Consider the following 16,972-nt stretch of genomic DNA (forward strand, 5'->3'; position numbering starts at 1 on the left):
CTACCTCTTTATCATTTTAGAATAAATGGAGTAGACTTGATTGTCATCTTCACGAAACATAATTGCCACAGAAATGCGCTCTAATTGTCATACATTCGCTATAGCATTCAGCCAACTTGAACTCCTGTTTAACCTTAACGAAATTCAACCTGTGAGAGCCTAAGATGTTCAAACCTTTGTATGTATTTGATATGGATGAAACGCTGATCAATGCCGATGCAGCGATGCTCTGGAATGAGTTCTTGGTTGAAAAGGGCATTGCCACTGCGCCCAACTTTATTGAAGAAGATAAACGCTTAATGGGCCTGTATTCGGAAGGCAAACTGAACATGGAAGATTACCTCACGTTTTCCATGCAGCCATTAGCCGATATGCCAACAGAGCAAGTGACTGCCTTGGTGGAAGAGTGTGTTGAACAGCATATTTTGCCTAAACAGTTTAAGCAGTCGAAACCTTTGATTGAGCAGCTTGAGAATGATGATATTGATATGCTGATCATCTCTGCCAGCGTGACTTTCTTAGTGGAAGCGGTGGGTCGTAAGATTGGTATCGAGAACGCACTCGGTATTGATTTGATTGAAAACCAAGGCCGTTTTACTTCTCAAATATCAGGTGTGCCAAGCTACCGTGAAGGCAAAGTGACGCGTTTAAAAGAGTGGTTAGACAATCAAGAAACCAACTACTCAGATATTCACTTTTATACTGATTCAATCAACGACTTACCTTTATGTGAACACGCTAATTTTGCCTATCTGGTAAACCCATGTCCGCGTTTAAAAGCGTTAGCCGATCAACCGAATTGGTCGATTCTCAACTGGGATTAAATTGAATCTTATATTCAAATTAGGTTCGTTCTAGAACTCATAAAGCCGCTGACTACAGCGGCTTTTTTGCATCATCAGTCTAATGTTTGATTTATCACCTTAGCTGACAAAAGGATACATGTAACAATTCAATAACATCTCTTGCTCTGCTGTAAATCAAACCACCATCTTTCAATCCCTTGATAGCACTCACTTTGTTGTTGTGAGGTTTTGTGTGTAACAAATATTTTACAACTTGACGGGTTTTGAGCGTTATTGCCCATTTCCTTCCATCCATTCCAATCTTCCCGCTTGTGGGCCAAATTTAATTAAGGACAAAAACCACGTAATACAAAACCAATAGGTACAAGGAGAAAGTTCATGGTGGATACATACAACCCGCTTGGCACGGATGGATTCGAGTTTGTTGAATACACGGCCGTTGACCACAAGGGAATTGAGCAACTTAAAGCGCTGTTTGTGTCACTTGGTTTTGCTGAGATCGCCAAGCATCGCTCAAAAGAGGCTTGGCTGTATCGACAAGGTGACATCAACTTTATCGTCAATGAACAGCCTCACAGCCAAGCGGAAGCGTTCGCTAAGGTGCATGGGCCATCGGTGTGCGGCATGGCTTTTCGTGTCAACGAAGCAACGGCTGCCATGGAGCAAGCATTCAAGGGCGGTGGTGAAGAGTACAAAACAGAAATAGGGCCAATGGAGCTGAGCATTCCTGCTATTTACGGTATCGGTGAAAGCCTGCTCTATTTTGTGGATCGCTATGGCAAGCAGAGCATCTATGACGTCGATTTCCGATTCTATGATGATGCTGAAGAGCGTATGGCCAAAGCCAATGTTGGTTTGTATGAAATCGACCACCTCACGCACAACGTGAAGCAAGGCAATATGGATGTGTGGTCTGGATTCTATGAGCGTCTTGGCAACTTCCGCGAGATTCGCTACTTCGACATCGAAGGCAAGCTGACAGGCCTTGTGAGCCGCGCTATGACCTCACCGTGTGGCAAGATCCGCATACCAATCAATGAGTCTTCCGACGACAAATCACAAATCGAAGAGTTTATTCGCGAATATAACGGCGAAGGTATCCAACACATCGCACTCGCCACCGATGACATCTACAAAACCGTGAAAACTCTCCGTGATCGCGGCATGGACTTTATGCCAACCCCAGATACCTACTACGAGAAAGTTGACGATCGTGTGAAAGGCCACGGTGAAGACACTGATCTGCTGCGCGAGCTTCGCGTTCTGATTGATGGCGCGCCGACCAAAGACGGCATCTTGCTGCAAATTTTCACACAGACGGTAATTGGTCCGGTGTTCTTTGAAATCATTCAGCGTAAAGGCAACGAAGGCTTTGGTGAAGGTAACTTCAAAGCGCTGTTTGAATCGATTGAAGAGGACCAGATTCGTCGAGGAGTATTAGACGATGCATAAATGGATCTCGTTTCCTCATCGGGAGGGGGTGTGCTCTAAACAAGCGCATGCCGACTTCCCCGAAGAGGCCATCTATGAGCGAGAAGCGGGTCGGAGTGGTTTCTTCGGCCCTGCCGCTCACTTTCATCACCAACATGCCCCAACAGGTTGGTCGGAGTGGGAGGGCGATCTGCGTCCTCGCGCTTTTGATTTTACGCTGGTGGAGAAAGCTAGCCAGATAACCCCTTGGGCTGTGCCTCATCTTTTGCACAATGCGGACTGCAAAATCCGCGTGTGGCGCATGGATGAGAAGATGGATTTCTTAGTGCGTAATTCTGATGGTGATGAGCTGCTGTTCATTCATCAAGGCAGTGCTGATCTCTATTGCGACTATGGCCATTTAGAAGTGAGTGAAGGGGATTACGTGATGATCCCGCGCTCAACCAACTGGCGTTTAGAGCCATGCGAGCCGATGTTCATCTTGATGATAGAGAACACAGACGCGGCTTACTCCCTGCCAGAGAAAGGCATGGTCGGCAATCACGCGGTGTTTGATCCAGCAGTTCTTGATATTCCTTCTATCAACGACCAGTTCCGCGCTCAGTACTCTGAAAAACAAACCCAAGTTCAGGTGAAGCGCCACAACAAAGTCAGTGTCATCACCTATCCGTTCAATCCATTGGACGCAATTGGCTGGCATGGCGACTTAGCGGTGGTGAAAGTGAACTGGCGCGATATCAGACCGCTGATGTCACATCGTTACCACTTGCCACCTTCTGCGCACACGACGTTTGTTGGTGCGGGATTTGTGGTGTGTACCTTTGTGCCACGTCCGATTGAGAGCGATCCTGGGGCGTTGAAAGTGCCGTTCTACCACAACAATGACGACTACGACGAAGTACTGTTCTATCACGCTGGTGACTTCTTTAGCCGCGACAATATTGAAGCGGGAATGGTGACTTTCCACCCGGCAGGCTTCACACATGGCCCTCACCCTAAAGCCTTTAAGGCTGGGCAAGCGCACAAGAAGAAGTTTACCGACGAAGTGGCGGTGATGATTGATACTCGCCATGCACTGCAGTTCTCTGACGAACTCGATAGCGTTGAGAACAAAGAATATGTCTACAGTTGGCAAGAGAAGTAAGGGGCAACAAGGATGAAATTAGCAACCAAGAAAAATGGTACTCGCGATGGTCTATTGATGGTCGTGAGTAAAGATCTCAAACAGTGTGTAGCTGCCACCGAAATCTTTCACGCGATGCACCTGGCACCCACCATGCAGGTGGCGTTGGATAACTGGGACAGCGTTGTTTCTCAGTTAGAAGAGTTATACACCTCGTTAAACAACGGGCATGTGACAGGCAGTGAAGTGTTTGCTTCTCAGTATTGTGAATCGCCTCTGCCACGCGCTTATCAATGGGCTGATGGCAGCGCTTATGTAAACCACGTTGAGCTGGTGCGTAAGGCTCGTGGTGCTGAAATGCCAGAAAGCTTCTGGGTCGATCCGCTCATGTATCAAGGTGGCTCAGATGCCTTTATCGGCCCTCGTGACAACATCGAATTTGCCAGCGACGAGTGGGGTATCGATTTCGAGGGCGAAGTCGCGGTTGTCACCGGTGATGTACCTATGGGTGCTAGCGCTAAGCAAGCGCATGATTCGATTCGTCTACTGATGTTGGTGAACGATGTGTCTTTGCGTGGCTTGATTCCGGCAGAGCTAGCGAAAGGCTTTGGCTTCTTCCAATCTAAACCGTCTTCGGCGTTCTCTCCGGTTGCCGTTACACCTGATGAGCTAGGAGATCACTGGAAAGGCAGCAAGGTACACCTGCCACTGACTTCAACCTACAACGACACACCTTTTGGTTGCCCGAATACCGGTGTCGATATGACCTTCAATTTTGCGGAGCTGATTGTCCATGCTGCGAAGACTCGTCCACTGTCGGCTGGTGCGATCATTGGTTCGGGCACGGTATCGAATAAGCAAGGCACTGACCACGGCACCTCAATTTCCGAGGGCGGCGTAGGCTATTCATGCATTGCTGAAATGCGCATGATAGAGACGATTCGTGATGGTAAGCCTTCGACTCAATTCATGTCGTTTGGTGATTCTATTCGTCTAGAGATGTTCGATGCCGCGGGTGACTCCATTTTTGGCGCGATTGACCAAAAAGTCAGTCAATATCGAGCGTTATAGCCCATATTATAAAGATTCAGCTCAAGCGAGATCATTGTATGAATCAGAACATGACACTTTACGGTTACTGGCGCTCTTCGGCCGCCTATCGGGTGCGTATTGGATTGAACCTAAAGCAACTCGACTATGAGTCTAAATCGGTGCATTTGGTGCGTAATGGCGGCGAGCAGCATGATCCACAATATCGCGAGCTCAACGCCAGTGAGTTAGTGCCTGTGCTGGTGGATGGTGAAGTTCAACTCAATCAGTCGCTGACGATCTTGCAATACTTGGACGAAAACTATTTGTGTGAGAGCAGCCCAGACTCCTTGTTGATTCCAGAGCAAACACCACTGCGCTATCAAGCGTTGGCGATGGCTCAGGATATTGCGGTAGAGATCCACCCTCTCAATAACCTTCGTGTGTTGCAGTATTTGGAGCGAGAATTATCTTGCGAGCAAGAGGCAAAAATGGATTGGCTTCACTATTGGATGAGCCAAGGTTTTTCGGCATTAGAAGAGAAGCTTTCTAAGCATCGTCAAACACACGGTGATTCGGTGTATAGCCTCACCGATTCACCATGCATTGTCGATATCTGCTTAGTGCCACAAGTCTATAACGCGCTGCGCTTTGGCGTTGATATGTCGCCTTATCCGCTGATTAACTCAATTGTCGAAGCGTGTAATCAGTTACCTGCTTTTATTGATGCGATGCCAGAGAACCAAGCGGATGCGAATGAGTCCATGTAGATTCACTGTGTAAACGCAAATACTCTTCCCTTGAGCTACCAAAACCGCTTCTTGGAAGAAGCGGTTTCCAAAATTAAATATATTAAATGCAGTAAGCGTATGAATATTTATCCCGTTTAGCACTAATATAGGCCTAATAAAAAAGCCTCGTTATTAAATAAGAGGCTTTAACCCAAGGTTTTATATTAGTGGTGATTGTCATTCGATAATATTAATAATAAACAATACCTTCGCCTTTCGTAATCAGAGTACCAGCTTCATTGGTGATTATTTTATCTAAATCAAATAATGAACCAATCGCCGCATTACCCAATCCAGCTTCAACGAATTTACAAACGGCATCAATTTTTGGCCCCATAGAACCAGCAGGGAATGAAAATTCTGCTAAACCAGCAGGCGTTGCTTGCTTCATTTCTGCTTGGTCTTCTTTACCATAGTTACGGAAAATTGAACCATCGGTTAAGATAATAAATAGGTCAGCATGGATTTTTTCAGCCAGTAATTCAGCCGTAAGATCTTTGTCAATCACGCACTCTACGCCACTACTCTTACCTTGCTCAATACTCACGGGAACACCACCGCCGCCACAAGCGATAACAAGGTTTTCTGTATCTAGAAGTGTTTCAATTTGCTGAATTTCAACAATGTTCTTTGGCATAGGAGAAGGCACAACGCGACGGTAGTATTCGCCATCAGCTTTAAACTGCATTGTGCTTTGAGCCATTAACTCTTTAGCTCGTTGCTCTGTATATACAGGGCCAACAAATTTAGTCGGGTTAGCAAACGCAGGGTCTTTTTTGCATACTTCAGTTTGCGTGACTAGCGTCGCTACGTCTAATTCAGGGTCAATGTTTCTTAGTTCTTGCTGCAACATGTAGCCCACCATGCCACAGGTTTGAGAGCCTAGTACATCCATTGGATACGGGGTCGTCTCTGGTGAATATTCGTTATAAGCCGCGTTTTGTTCCATCAACAAACCTACTTGTGGGCCATTACCATGAACGATAACAATCTCATGCTCGCGTGCGATCGCGGCAATACTCGCCGCTGATTTGATTATATTTTCACGTTGGTTTTCAGCCGTTAATGCTTGGCCTCTTGCTAAAAGAGCGTTACCGCCTAAAGCTAATACTATACGCATGATAATGTCTCCGATCATTTAATAATGATTTTATTTTACGTAGGGATTAACCGCTTGTTTCTAATTAAATTCAAGCTTGTTAATAACAGTGACTAAGTTTTTAATTACTCTTAAGTAATTAACATGCCGAGATAGTATGGGAAAATAACCGTCCTAAATGTGATAGTTATCAAATTATTATTTCACTAGAAATGGAGCTGTGGAAATGGGAGTTATTGCAATTCGATTAAATATCCATAAGCTTGGATACAATCTAGCGGTGGAGTCTTTTTTGGAATAAATGATTCGTCTTTAGTGAATATTATCTCAGGCTATAAAATGATTAATTTTCTATTTTTGTTTTAAATATGATGAGCAGATCGCATTAAGAGCTTTAGAAAAAGTACGGGGCTATACTGAGGCGAGGGTTCACAAGCTTAAATAGAAGTTTAGATTCGGTTTTCAATCGGCTGCCTTTACTCTAGGTGTTATCTGACAGCCAAATGAAAATCGGAGATAGTTAGTCACTTTCTAAGGTTCAACACTAAAGCGAAACAACACTCTTTATCTCTTCCAAAACCTCGGCGTTAGCGATAGCCCCGAGGTTTTCTACACTCTTACTATTGATCACCTGTTTCACCGCCAACTCCACCAGTTTTCCTGAGCGTGTTTTTGGCACGTCGCTGATCGCAAATATCTGGCTTGGCACGTGCCTTGGCGAGCAGGATGATTTGAGTTTGCTTTTGATGGTTGTCAGTAACTCATCATCCAGAACCACACCTTGTTGTAACTGAACAAACAGCCATATCTGCTCGTTGCGGTCGATGTCTTTACCGACTGCGATGGAATCGACAATGCCGTCTATGGTGTTCACTTGCTGGTAGATCTCAGCGGTACCAATTCGCACACCACCAGGGTTGAGTGTGGTGTCGCCTCGCCCGTAGAACAGATAACCGCCATGTTCGGTCTGTGCGACTTCATCACCGTGATGCCACACATTATCAAACCTATCCCAATAGGTGCTGTGATAGCGCTCTCCGGTGTCATTCCAGAATCCGGCAGGAAAGTTGGGTAGGGAGTTGGTGCATACTAGTTCGCCACGTTCATGATTAACCTGTTGGCCAAACGAATTGAACACCTTGATGTCGACGCCGAGCCCTGCCTGTTGGCACTCACCGCGATACACTGGCGAGATAGGGTTGCCTAAAACAAAGCAGCCACAAATATCCGTGCCGCCAGAAATGGACGCTAAATGCAGGTCTTGCTTTATGTGCTTGTAAACGTAATCGAACTGCTCTGGGTAGAGCACAGAACCCGTCGAGCACAGTGTTCTTAAGTGAGAAAGAGAATGGCTGTCGATCGGTGAGAGTTCCGCTTTCTCAATCGCCTCTAGGTACTTGGCTGAGGTGCCAAATGTCGATACATCAGCTCGCTGTGCTAAATCCCATAGAACGTTAGGTTGCGGATAAATCGGGCTACCATCAAAGATAACCAAACAAGCCCCGCTCGCGAGCGCAGAGACGTGCCAGTTCCACATCATCCATCCACAAGTGGTGTAGTAGAACACGCGATCTCTCGGTTTAATATCGCAATGAAGCTGATGCTCTTTAAGGTGGTTGATGATAGTGCCACCAACAGAATGCACAATGCATTTAGGCTTGCCCGTTGTGCCGGAAGAGTAGAGCACAAACAGAGGTTCATTGAAGTTCACACGAGTGAATCGAAGAGGTTTTGGCTGATGGTGATGAATGATGCTGTGCCAGCTTAGAATCGATACATCATGTTCAAAGTCATTCCTTCCCAAATATCCGATCTGACACACCTGTTTTAGCGCGTTTAAGTGCTCGATGATTTCACGGTTCTTGTCCGTCATATCGAACGTCTTGCCATTGAAGGTGTAACCGTCACAGGTGAACAGCACCTTAGGTTTCACCTGTCCGAATCGCTCAATCACACTCTCTACGCCAAAATCAGGCGAGGTTGATGTCCAAATCGCGCCTAAGCTGGTGGTCGCTAGCATCGCAACCACGGTTTGTGGCAGATAAGGGGTATAAGCGGCGACCAAATCGCCTTGTTGTACACCACAATCCACGAGCCATTGTTGAATGTTAGAGACTTCCTCACACAAGGTTTGCCATGTGTAGCTTTGCTGTTCGCCACGCTCGTTCTCAAACCAAATCGCAAGTTCGTTTGGCAACGCTTTTGCTGAATGCAGCAAGTTTTCGGCGTAGTTAACTTGAGCATTAGGAAACCACACCGCATCGCGATTCGATTTCGGCTGCTGCCAGCGACTTTCACCTTGAGTTTTGATGTGCTCGCTTTCTGCCTTGCTAATACAGTCTTGTGAACCCACCATTCCACAAAACTGCCACACGTTATGCCAAAACGACTCCGGCTGATCCACAGACCATTGATGAAGCTCCGTGTAGTTTTTCAATTTCCGCTCGAATACGCCCTGTTGATCGAGGTTATTCATAAATCGGGTTACGTTGGCGTGTGCGATACGTTGGTCACTGGGTTGCCAAATTGGCTTATTGCTCTCGTGCATTCCTTTACCTTTAACAAAAAGTTAACGATTTCAGTCTGGTATTTAGGTTTTACAAAGTCAAAAGATCAGCAAAATAAGGGGTTGTCGGAATTGTGTAAATAAAATGTTACACGATCGCCCGTTTCGAAAAATCGTGCAAATTGGCGGATATAAGGAGTGGAGATAGGCTTAAAGTGAGACATTCGAAAGGAGGTGTGTAATGACTCAATATCATTCTAAGCCCGTGAGCCAAGAGGGATGGGTTGAGTGGAGCCTCGAAGAAGACGCCATTTGGCACGACTTAGTGAAAAGGCAACTGGACGTGATTAATGACCGCGCATGCGATGCTTATTTGCACGGTTTGACCCTGCTGGATCTGCCATTAGACAGAGTTCCCCAGCTGCCAGAGATAAACAAAGTGCTAATGGAAACAACAGGTTGGCAAGTTCAGCCTGTGCCTGCATTGATCGATTTTGACCGATTCTTTGATTTGCTCGCCAATAAGAAATTCCCAGTTGCGACATTTTTGAGAACGCGAGACGAGTTCGATTACTTACAAGAACCTGATTTCTTTCATGAAATTTTCGGCCATTGTGCCATGCTCACTAATGCCGATTTCGCGGCTTTCACTGAGCATTATGGAAAACTAGGCCAAGCCGCCACATCTAAACAGCGCGCTTATCTTGCCCGTTTGTATTGGTTTACGGTCGAGTTCGGTTTAGTAAAAGAAGGCCAACAATTGAAAATCTATGGCGGTGGCATTCTCTCTTCTCCGGCGGAAACCATGTACGCATTGGGCGGTGATTTGGCGGTTCGGGAGCGATTCGATCTGCAAACGGTGTTAAGAACCCCTTATCGCATCGACATCATGCAGCCGAAATATTACGTGATCGCCGAGCTATCTGAGCTCTTCAAAATCAGTCAGGAAAACCTATTACAGCAAGCTGATCTCGCCATAGACGCGGGGTTACTACCACCACTTTTTGAACCCAAGGAACCAACACATGTTGAATGAACAAAAATGCGAAGCCTGCAGTATCGACGCGATTGCCCTAAGTAAAGATGAGCAACAATCTTTACTGTTGGAGTTGTCTGATTGGCAGATTATCGAAAGAGACGGCATCCCGCAGCTTGAGAAGGTGTTTAAGTTTAAGAACTACAAACAAGCGTGGGCATTCAGCAACAAAGTGTCAGAGTTAGCAGAAGAAGAGTTCCACCACCCTTCGATCTTACTGGAGTGGGGCAAAGTCACCGTTACTTGGTGGAGTCACTCAATCAAAGGCTTGCATAAGAATGATTTCATCTGCGCCTCACGCTGCGATGTGTTCGCGGTGAGTGAATAGTTTTGTAGGTTAGGAGTTACTCTTGCAACCTCTGTGAAGCGATTAACTCATTATTTGTCTCATTAGGTGAGTCGAATACGTGATACTTTCTCATCATGGGGCGCAACTTCTCTCAAACTAGCTTGACCTGCATCAGCGACTTGCTTGGTTTCTTGTCTCATAAACCCTTTCTGTTACTCATAGTATTGGTTTTATGAGGCTGCTCTATGATATATTTCTCGGCCAAGTGTATTACAGACGAAGGCTAATAATGTCTATCAACCTTTCACTCCTTCCACCCAGCGAGAAAAATAAAATCGAACTGGATAAGCAAGCATCGTTTCTTGTATGGAAACTGAAGCAAGCGAAATGTGGTCCTGAAGCCATTGTTGAAGAAGCAATGAAGCTAGGTGACCCAGATGAAAAGGTGTGGTTTGAACAGTCTGTAGAAAAATACAAACGGGTAATGGGTGTCGCATAAACGCAGACAAACCTTGCCCAGCAGTGCTGTAGAATTGAAATGACACAGTAATTTGCTAGAATTTGCACCGTTAATTGAATCAGAGAGAAGATCCCGATGGGAAGAAGTTTTGAAGTGCGCAAGGCCTCAATGGCGAAAACTGCAGGCGCAAAAATTAAAGTTTATTCTAAATACGGTAAAGAGATTTACGTACTGGCTAAGAACGGTAGCTCTGACCCAGACATGAACCTACCTCTTAAGCACCTGATTGCTAAAGCGAAGAAAGACCAAGTACCCGCTCACGTTATCGACAAAGCGATCGATAAAGCGAACGGCGGCGGCGGTGAAGACTTCCAACCAGCTCGTTACGAAGGTTTTGGCCCAGGTGGCACAAGCGTAATCGTTGACTGTCTAACTGACAACGGCAACCGTACTTTCCAAGACGTTCGCCAATGTTTCGTTAAGACTGGTGCGAAAATCGGTGTTGAAGGTACTGTTTCTCACATGTTCGCTCACCAAGCTGTATTCCAGTTTAAAGGTGAAGACGACGAGATCATCCTAGAAACGCTAATGATGGAAGACGTAGACGTGACTGACGTTGAGCTAGAAGACGGTGTTATCACTGTATTCGCTCCAACGACTGAGTTCTTCAAAACGAAGACTGCACTAAACACTGCGTTCCCAGAGCTAACGCTAGACGTTGAGGAAATCACTTTCGTTCCTCAAACAACTACTCCAGTTGCTGAAGAAGATTCTGAGAAATTCCAGAAGTTCTTAGACATGCTTGACGACTGTGATGACGTTCAGCAGGTTTACCACAACGCTGAGCTGTAATCTTTACAGTAATAACAGTTATTAAAAAACCGAGCCTAGTGCTCGGTTTTTTTATGTCTGTAATTCAGGCGTTTATCCATGAACATAGCTTTTTACCGCATCTCTTTGATCGCAGAACCTAGACTATAGCTCCTTGGTCATAAGTCCTTGATCATCGTTCCGTGATCTCAGGTTCGCAAAGCGTTCTCGGGCGACAAATCCATGCTGAGAGTTTTCTGATCAAAGGGAGCACGGTGAGGTTGAGTGTGATGGCACACGGCCAAGCAATGAAAAAGCTTTGCAGCCAAATTGGCGGCCACTCGGGGCTGAATCCCATTTTGTAGCCAGAAATTAACCCAGACATGATGGTCGCCATGGTCAGTGAAGATAAAATCGCGGTTACCCAAAATTGTTTGTTGCTCATACTGTGTTTCTCCCGTGATTTTCTGATGTTGATGAGATAAGGTTACATTTATCCATTAATGAGAAAAATAGGCACATGTAGAAGTATGAATTCCATATTTGGAAACATTGATGATCTGTTCTTATTCTGTGCAGTGGTTGAAGAGGGCTCTTTGCTATCGGCTTCGAAACGGCTGCAACTCCCTGTGTCGACTATGTCGCGTCGGCTAACCGCATTGGAAGATCGCCTCAATATCCGACTTTTAGAAAAGAAAGGTCGTGAGCTGGTGGCCACTAAAGACGGCGAGGCGGCCTTTGCTGCACTGAGCAGTGGCATGGAGTCTATCCATCAAGGCTTTAATAGCTTGTTGGAAGAGCGTGATGCTATCCAAGGCAAGATTAAGCTCGCAGTGCCTCATAACTTCTACAGTGGCTTTCTACGCTCGACGGTAGAGCAATTTCTCACTCAATATCCAAAGGTTCAACTCGACCTAACCCTGAGCCAGCAGCAGCTTATTCCACAGACCGATCGTGACTTACTGATCACGTTTAAGATCTCGGATATGGAAGGCATGATTGCTCGACCACTTTTCAAAGCCAAACACGGATTTTATGCAAGCCCAGAATACTTAGATTCGCGAGCAACAATAGAAAAGCCGGACGACTTAGAGCTTCAAGATTGGATTAACGTTGATGATGTGTTTGATATGCCGCTCTACAAATCCGACCGCTTAGAGCAGATGATCACGATTAAACCTAAGTTCATCGTTAACGACATTCATGCGGTGGCAGCAGCGGCGCAAAAAGGCTTAGGGCTTGCATCATTGCCTTTTCGTCATGTATCCCGAGAGATGAATTTGATTCAAGTGCTTCCCGAATATCATCGGGGTGATCGCCAAGCGTATTTAGTGTACAAAGAAAGAAAATATCAGCCAAAGGCTTTGACCTTGCTTATTGATGCATTGATTGAGAGTGTTCGATCTTTTCATAGCGATGGTTTGGTCAAATAAAAGGAGAAAGAAATGAAAGTAAGTTTTATCGGGCTAGGCGTTATGGGTTTCCCAATGGCAGGCCACCTAGTCAAAGCCGGTTTTGAAGTAACGGTATTTAACCGCACTCACAGCAAAGCGCTAGACTGGGCTGATAAACACCAAGGTAAAGCGGCAGAATCTGTGGCTGAATGTGTAGCGGAAGCTGACGTGGTATTGGTTTGTGTGGGTAACGATGACGACGTACGCAGCATGACAACCAGCGAAACAGGCGCATTGGCAGCAATGAAGACAAACGCGATTCTTGTCGATCACACTACAACGTCTGCAGTTCTGTCTGAAGAGCTTGAAGTGGCAGCGAAGCAAGCCGGTATTCGCTTTATGGATGCACCTGTATCTGGTGGCCAAGCGGGCGCAGAAAACGGCGTGCTAACCATCATGTGTGGTGGTGAACAGGAGCTATTCAACGATCTTCAACCTGTATTTGAAGCTTACGGTAAGTCGTCAGTTCTGATGGGTAAAGTAGGCCAAGGCCAGCGCGCAAAAATGGTTAACCAGATCTGCATTGCAGGTGTACTAAATGGCTTGTCTGAAGGCTTGGTACTTGCTGAAAAGTCAGGCTTGGACATTCAAACGCTAGTTGATTGCCTTAAAAACGGCGCAGCAGGTTCATGGCAGATGGAGAACCGCGCTACGACAATGGCGCAAGATAAATTTGATTTCGGCTTCGCCATTGACTGGATGATCAAAGACTTAGGCTTCTGCCTAGATGAAGCTGAGCGCCAAGGCATCCAACTTCCACTAACTGAAAAGACGAACAACGCTTACAAGGCACTGTCTGCCGAAGGGCAAGGCCGCATGGATACCTCGGTATTGATGAAAGCTGTGGTTGAAGAGACAAAGAAGTAGAAAGATCGAAGTAACAGAAGCTTCGTTTAGATAATTAAAAATAGCCGCTGATTAGCGGCTATTTTTGTTTGTGTTAGCTAACTTTATTTAGAACTTTCAGGTGTGTTGGTGGCTTTAATCCCTAGATGTGCCAAAGGCAGAAGTAGCTCATTTGACATCACGTTGTGATAGTTACCTTTATGAACCAAATCTTCATCACTTTCATCAAGAACCAGTTCGATATTGCTTGCCAGATCCGGAAGTAATAAACGAAATGTGTATTCCTTTACACGATTTAAGAAATCAGCCCCTAATTGCGTCAGTTCATCACCAATTACCACTAAATCAGGGTTTAATTGGTTAATATTGTTCACTAATCCATGTGCTAAGCACTTAGCTAAGTAATCAACCGCGTTTATCGCAGCAGATTCTCTGTCATGAAATGCATTTATTACCATTTCAAAGTCCGCGGATTCTAATGAGGCCTCTTCCTTGTAACGTTCAACCAAGGCTGTTGTTGAGCTATACAGCTCAAGGCAACCTAGATTGCCACACTTACATTGCGGCCCTTGAAAATTGATCGATGTGTGACCAATTTCTCCAGCCGTCCCTAAACTACCGTGATAAACCTGCCCTTCAATTACTAAGCCCGAACCTACACCCTGCCCAAGAGAGACATACAGTAAAACGCTTGCTTCATAAGTGCTTTGTAGCTGGCGCCAAACCGCGAGCGCAGCCAATTTTGCATCATGGCCTGCATAAATTGGATAGTCTGGAAATTGCTCTCGCATGTGGGAAATAAAATCAACATCTTGCCAATTTTTTGCGTCAGTCATCAGTATAATTTTATTATCTTGCTCTAAGAATGGGCCGGGCATCGCAACCGAGATCCCTAAAATGTCACCTTCCTGATCTTTCAGAACATCGCTCACTTGCTTGGTCAAATACTCGATCAGCTCTTCTGGGCTATTATCAGTATTAATTGGTTTGACTATGCTGGTTAGCGAAACACCATTGAGATCGTAGGTATCAATTGAGAAGTTAGTACGCTGTATTCGAACGGACACAATTCGTAGATGTTGGGTATTGAACCCCAGATAGATAGAGCTTCGACCACGTGCCGCTTTTCGCACACCAGTTTCAACAATAAGCCCTTGTTCAATTAAAGGTTTTATCGCTCTAGTCACCGTCGCTTGGTCAAGTCCAACCAATTGGCTGATCTCTTTTCTGGAGCAACTACCACTATTGTGAAGTGCATTAAGAATGACGCGCTTATTATGATTTTGTACATCATCTAACGAAACGCCCAGTCCGCTTCTCATAGGCTTATTCATAGTTCTCCTGACCAATTTGATCTGCAATAACGTTCCAATGGATCTACACAATATATAGAAAAAGTTAAGTTTCAATAAAATCATATAGTTAGAAATTGAGTCTACTTTACTTATGTGAGCGCAATCTCAAGTTCATCATACTATATTTGTTAGCTGCAATTAAATGAAATATATTTGATTGCAGGTTGCAATTAAATATATTTCGATAACATTGGAGGTCCTTGTGGTATTCGATAAGAAGAAGCATCAGGCAATTATTGATCAAGTTGAAGAATACATCGCTGAGCATAAAGATACGGTTAAGCAGCACCATTGGCGTGAGCATTACCATTACCAAGCACCGGTAGGCTGGATCAATGACCCGCATGGACTGATTCAATATCAGGGTAAATATCACCTTTTCTATCAACACCATCCTTTCACTGGTAAGTGGGGAACCATGCACTGGGGGCATGCAGTCAGCGAAGATCTCATTCACTGGGAAACACTGCCAGAAGCTTTAGCACCAAGCGAAGAATATGACGGTTGGGATGGCGGAGGTATCTTCACGGGTAGTGCTGTGAATAACGATGGTGTGATGACTCTTTTCTATACGGGATGTGCACAAGCTCGCCAAGTTCAATGTATGGCAACGTCGACTGATGGCGTTAACTTTGACAAATATGACGGGAACCCAATTTTATCTGATCCACCAGAGGGAATTAACCTACATGACTTCCGCGACCCAAAGGTTTGGAAGCATGAAGGCTCATGGTACATGGTGACCGGTGTAACAGATGGCGTGAGCGATCTAATTAACCCATCAAACTACGAGACCAATGGATTCGGTAAAGTCTGCCTTCACAAATCAGACAATTTAACCGATTGGGAATTCGTAGGTTATTGTGTAGAGAGTATGGGCGAACTCGGGACAATGCTTGAGTGCCCAAATATCTTCAAATTGGGTGACAAACACGTCCTTATGTATTCACCTATGGGTATGCAGCAACGTCAAGTAGTTTACCTTGTTGGTGACCTTGATTACCGAACCGGTAAGTTCCATTGGTCTACGATGGGCTCTCTAGATTGGGGATTCGACTACTACGCACCACAAGTATTCGATGATGAAAATGGGCGTACCCTAATCCAAGCATGGATTGGTTCATGGCCATTCATGCCATGGTGTGATGGCACTTACGATACCAGTGAACTGGGTTGGTACGGTAGTATCACTTTGGCCCGAGAAGTCTCTTTATGTCACGATGGGAAACTGAAGTTCACGCCTGTGCAAGAAGTTGAAAAATTGCGCCATTCTCCCAAAAGACATACAGAGCTCCAGTTAAACGATGGTGAAAAATTCGCATTTGAAGCTGGTGATAATGTTCACTGTGAAATCATTGCGGACATTGACCTAGCTGCAAGCGATTGTGACAGCGTTGTATTTGAAATTCGCAGTAAAGGTGAGCAGAAAACACTGATTGAGTTGGATCTAAAGAAAGGCGAACTGGCTTTCGATCGCACTCAATCGGGCAGTCGTTCAGCCTTACGTAGAACATGTCCACTAGAGTGTGCGAGTAAAGATCGAGCAAACATCCGTATCTTTATGGACAGTATTTCTGTTGAAATCTTTACCGATGGCGGCCGTACTGTGATGACCAATAACATCTTCTCTGATGAAGACAGTGCAGGTCTCTATGTCTACGCTCAGAACGGTAATGCAAGAATTGAGACACTAAAAACATTCGGTATGAAAAGTGTTGCTGAGTAACTGATTCAGCTTTCTCCTTCTTCTTTTTAGCCCAGCTTATTGCTGGGCTTTTTTGTACCTCAAAAAGTATCCCCTAATAAAAGTCCTGGTTATCCAACTCAAATAACGATCCTCAAAACAAAAACACGATCCTTTTCACATTCTAAATTCTATTTAATTGTTTCTTGCAATTAAATTAAGTAAATTTAATTGCAAGAAACAATTAAATCAC

17 protein-coding genes are annotated in these 16,972 nt (G+C 45.1%); 12 read left to right on the plus strand and 5 right to left on the minus strand.

The window, feature by feature from the left end; all coding sequences use genetic code 11:
- The first annotated feature begins 164 nt into the window (after positions 1-164).
- Positions 165-824 (plus strand): HAD family hydrolase, encoded by a 660-nt coding sequence (locus tag MSG35_RS03785; protein ID WP_248382890.1) that lies wholly within the window; start codon positions 165-167, stop codon positions 822-824.
- 94 nt (positions 825-918) lie between these two features.
- On the opposite strand, the gene MSG35_RS03790 is transcribed toward MSG35_RS03785, so the two are convergent.
- Positions 919-1,101: a hypothetical protein gene (locus MSG35_RS03790; RefSeq protein ID WP_248382892.1), complete on the minus strand. Its 183-nt coding sequence runs from the start codon at positions 1,099-1,101 to the stop codon at positions 919-921.
- A gap of 83 nt (positions 1,102-1,184) precedes the next feature.
- Between MSG35_RS03790 and hppD the strand changes: the two genes are divergently transcribed.
- Genes hppD through maiA form a run of 4 tightly spaced genes read left to right on the plus strand, consistent with a single transcriptional unit; the run spans position 1,185 to position 5,159 of the window.
- Positions 1,185-2,258 (plus strand): 4-hydroxyphenylpyruvate dioxygenase, encoded by a 1,074-nt coding sequence (gene hppD, locus MSG35_RS03795; RefSeq protein ID WP_248382894.1) that lies wholly within the window; start codon positions 1,185-1,187, stop codon positions 2,256-2,258.
- Positions 2,251-3,381, plus strand: coding sequence for a homogentisate 1,2-dioxygenase (locus MSG35_RS03800; RefSeq protein ID WP_248382896.1), 1,131 nt, complete (start codon positions 2,251-2,253; stop codon positions 3,379-3,381). Before hppD ends, MSG35_RS03800 begins: the two co-directional genes overlap by 8 nt.
- A gap of 12 nt (positions 3,382-3,393) precedes the next feature.
- Complete coding sequence (locus MSG35_RS03805; RefSeq protein ID WP_248382898.1) at positions 3,394-4,431, plus strand: fumarylacetoacetate hydrolase family protein; 1,038 nt, start codon at positions 3,394-3,396, stop codon at positions 4,429-4,431.
- Positions 4,432-4,469: 38 nt separating this feature from the next.
- Positions 4,470-5,159, plus strand: a complete 690-nt coding sequence (maiA, locus tag MSG35_RS03810; RefSeq protein WP_248382900.1) for a maleylacetoacetate isomerase — start codon at positions 4,470-4,472, stop codon at positions 5,157-5,159.
- A 211-nt stretch (positions 5,160-5,370) separates the two neighbouring features.
- Here the strand turns inward: maiA and MSG35_RS03815 are convergent, their stop codons facing one another.
- Complete coding sequence (locus tag MSG35_RS03815; protein WP_248382901.1) at positions 5,371-6,300, minus strand: carbamate kinase; 930 nt, start codon at positions 6,298-6,300, stop codon at positions 5,371-5,373.
- A gap of 523 nt (positions 6,301-6,823) precedes the next feature.
- On the minus strand, positions 6,824-8,827 hold the full coding sequence (locus MSG35_RS03820; protein ID WP_248382903.1) for an acetoacetate--CoA ligase: 2,004 nt from the start codon (positions 8,825-8,827) through the stop codon (positions 6,824-6,826).
- 199 nt (positions 8,828-9,026) lie between these two features.
- Between MSG35_RS03820 and phhA the strand changes: the two genes are divergently transcribed.
- From phhA to MSG35_RS03840, 4 genes are all read left to right on the plus strand, one after another.
- Positions 9,027-9,821 (plus strand): phenylalanine 4-monooxygenase, encoded by a 795-nt coding sequence (gene phhA / locus MSG35_RS03825; protein ID WP_248382904.1) that lies wholly within the window; start codon positions 9,027-9,029, stop codon positions 9,819-9,821.
- On the plus strand, positions 9,811-10,149 hold the full coding sequence (locus MSG35_RS03830; RefSeq protein WP_004732613.1) for a 4a-hydroxytetrahydrobiopterin dehydratase: 339 nt from the start codon (positions 9,811-9,813) through the stop codon (positions 10,147-10,149). Before phhA ends, MSG35_RS03830 begins: the two co-directional genes overlap by 11 nt.
- Positions 10,150-10,399: 250 nt before the next feature.
- On the plus strand, positions 10,400-10,609 hold the full coding sequence (locus MSG35_RS03835; RefSeq protein ID WP_008216860.1) for a DUF3283 family protein: 210 nt from the start codon (positions 10,400-10,402) through the stop codon (positions 10,607-10,609).
- A 96-nt stretch (positions 10,610-10,705) separates the two neighbouring features.
- Entirely contained in the window at positions 10,706-11,422 is a 717-nt protein-coding gene (locus MSG35_RS03840; protein ID WP_017057670.1) for a YebC/PmpR family DNA-binding transcriptional regulator, read from the plus strand.
- Positions 11,423-11,573: 151 nt separating this feature from the next.
- Here the strand turns inward: MSG35_RS03840 and MSG35_RS03845 are convergent, their stop codons facing one another.
- Positions 11,574-11,825: a DUF2798 domain-containing protein gene (locus MSG35_RS03845; RefSeq protein WP_248382906.1), complete on the minus strand. Its 252-nt coding sequence runs from the start codon at positions 11,823-11,825 to the stop codon at positions 11,574-11,576.
- 85 nt (positions 11,826-11,910) lie between these two features.
- Here MSG35_RS03845 and MSG35_RS03850 point away from each other — a divergent pair, with 85 nt between their 5' ends.
- Positions 11,911-12,813 carry a LysR family transcriptional regulator gene (locus MSG35_RS03850; RefSeq protein ID WP_248382907.1) on the plus strand — a complete coding sequence of 301 codons (903 nt, stop codon included), beginning with the start codon at positions 11,911-11,913 and terminating at the stop codon, positions 12,811-12,813.
- A gap of 12 nt (positions 12,814-12,825) precedes the next feature.
- Positions 12,826-13,701 (plus strand): NAD(P)-dependent oxidoreductase, encoded by an 876-nt coding sequence (locus tag MSG35_RS03855; protein WP_248382909.1) that lies wholly within the window; start codon positions 12,826-12,828, stop codon positions 13,699-13,701.
- An 83-nt stretch (positions 13,702-13,784) separates the two neighbouring features.
- On the opposite strand, the gene MSG35_RS03860 is transcribed toward MSG35_RS03855, so the two are convergent.
- Complete coding sequence (locus MSG35_RS03860) at positions 13,785-15,014, minus strand: ROK family transcriptional regulator (RefSeq protein WP_059017936.1); 1,230 nt, start codon at positions 15,012-15,014, stop codon at positions 13,785-13,787.
- Positions 15,015-15,237: 223 nt separating this feature from the next.
- Here MSG35_RS03860 and MSG35_RS03865 point away from each other — a divergent pair, with 223 nt between their 5' ends.
- Positions 15,238-16,761 (plus strand): glycoside hydrolase family 32 protein, encoded by a 1,524-nt coding sequence (locus MSG35_RS03865; protein ID WP_059017939.1) that lies wholly within the window; start codon positions 15,238-15,240, stop codon positions 16,759-16,761.
- Positions 16,762-16,972: the final 211 nt, after the last annotated feature.

Origin of the sequence: Vibrio sp. 1CM23M (genome assembly GCF_023161755.1) — a bacterium.
Lineage (GTDB): Bacteria > Pseudomonadota > Gammaproteobacteria > Enterobacterales > Vibrionaceae > Vibrio > Vibrio coralliirubri.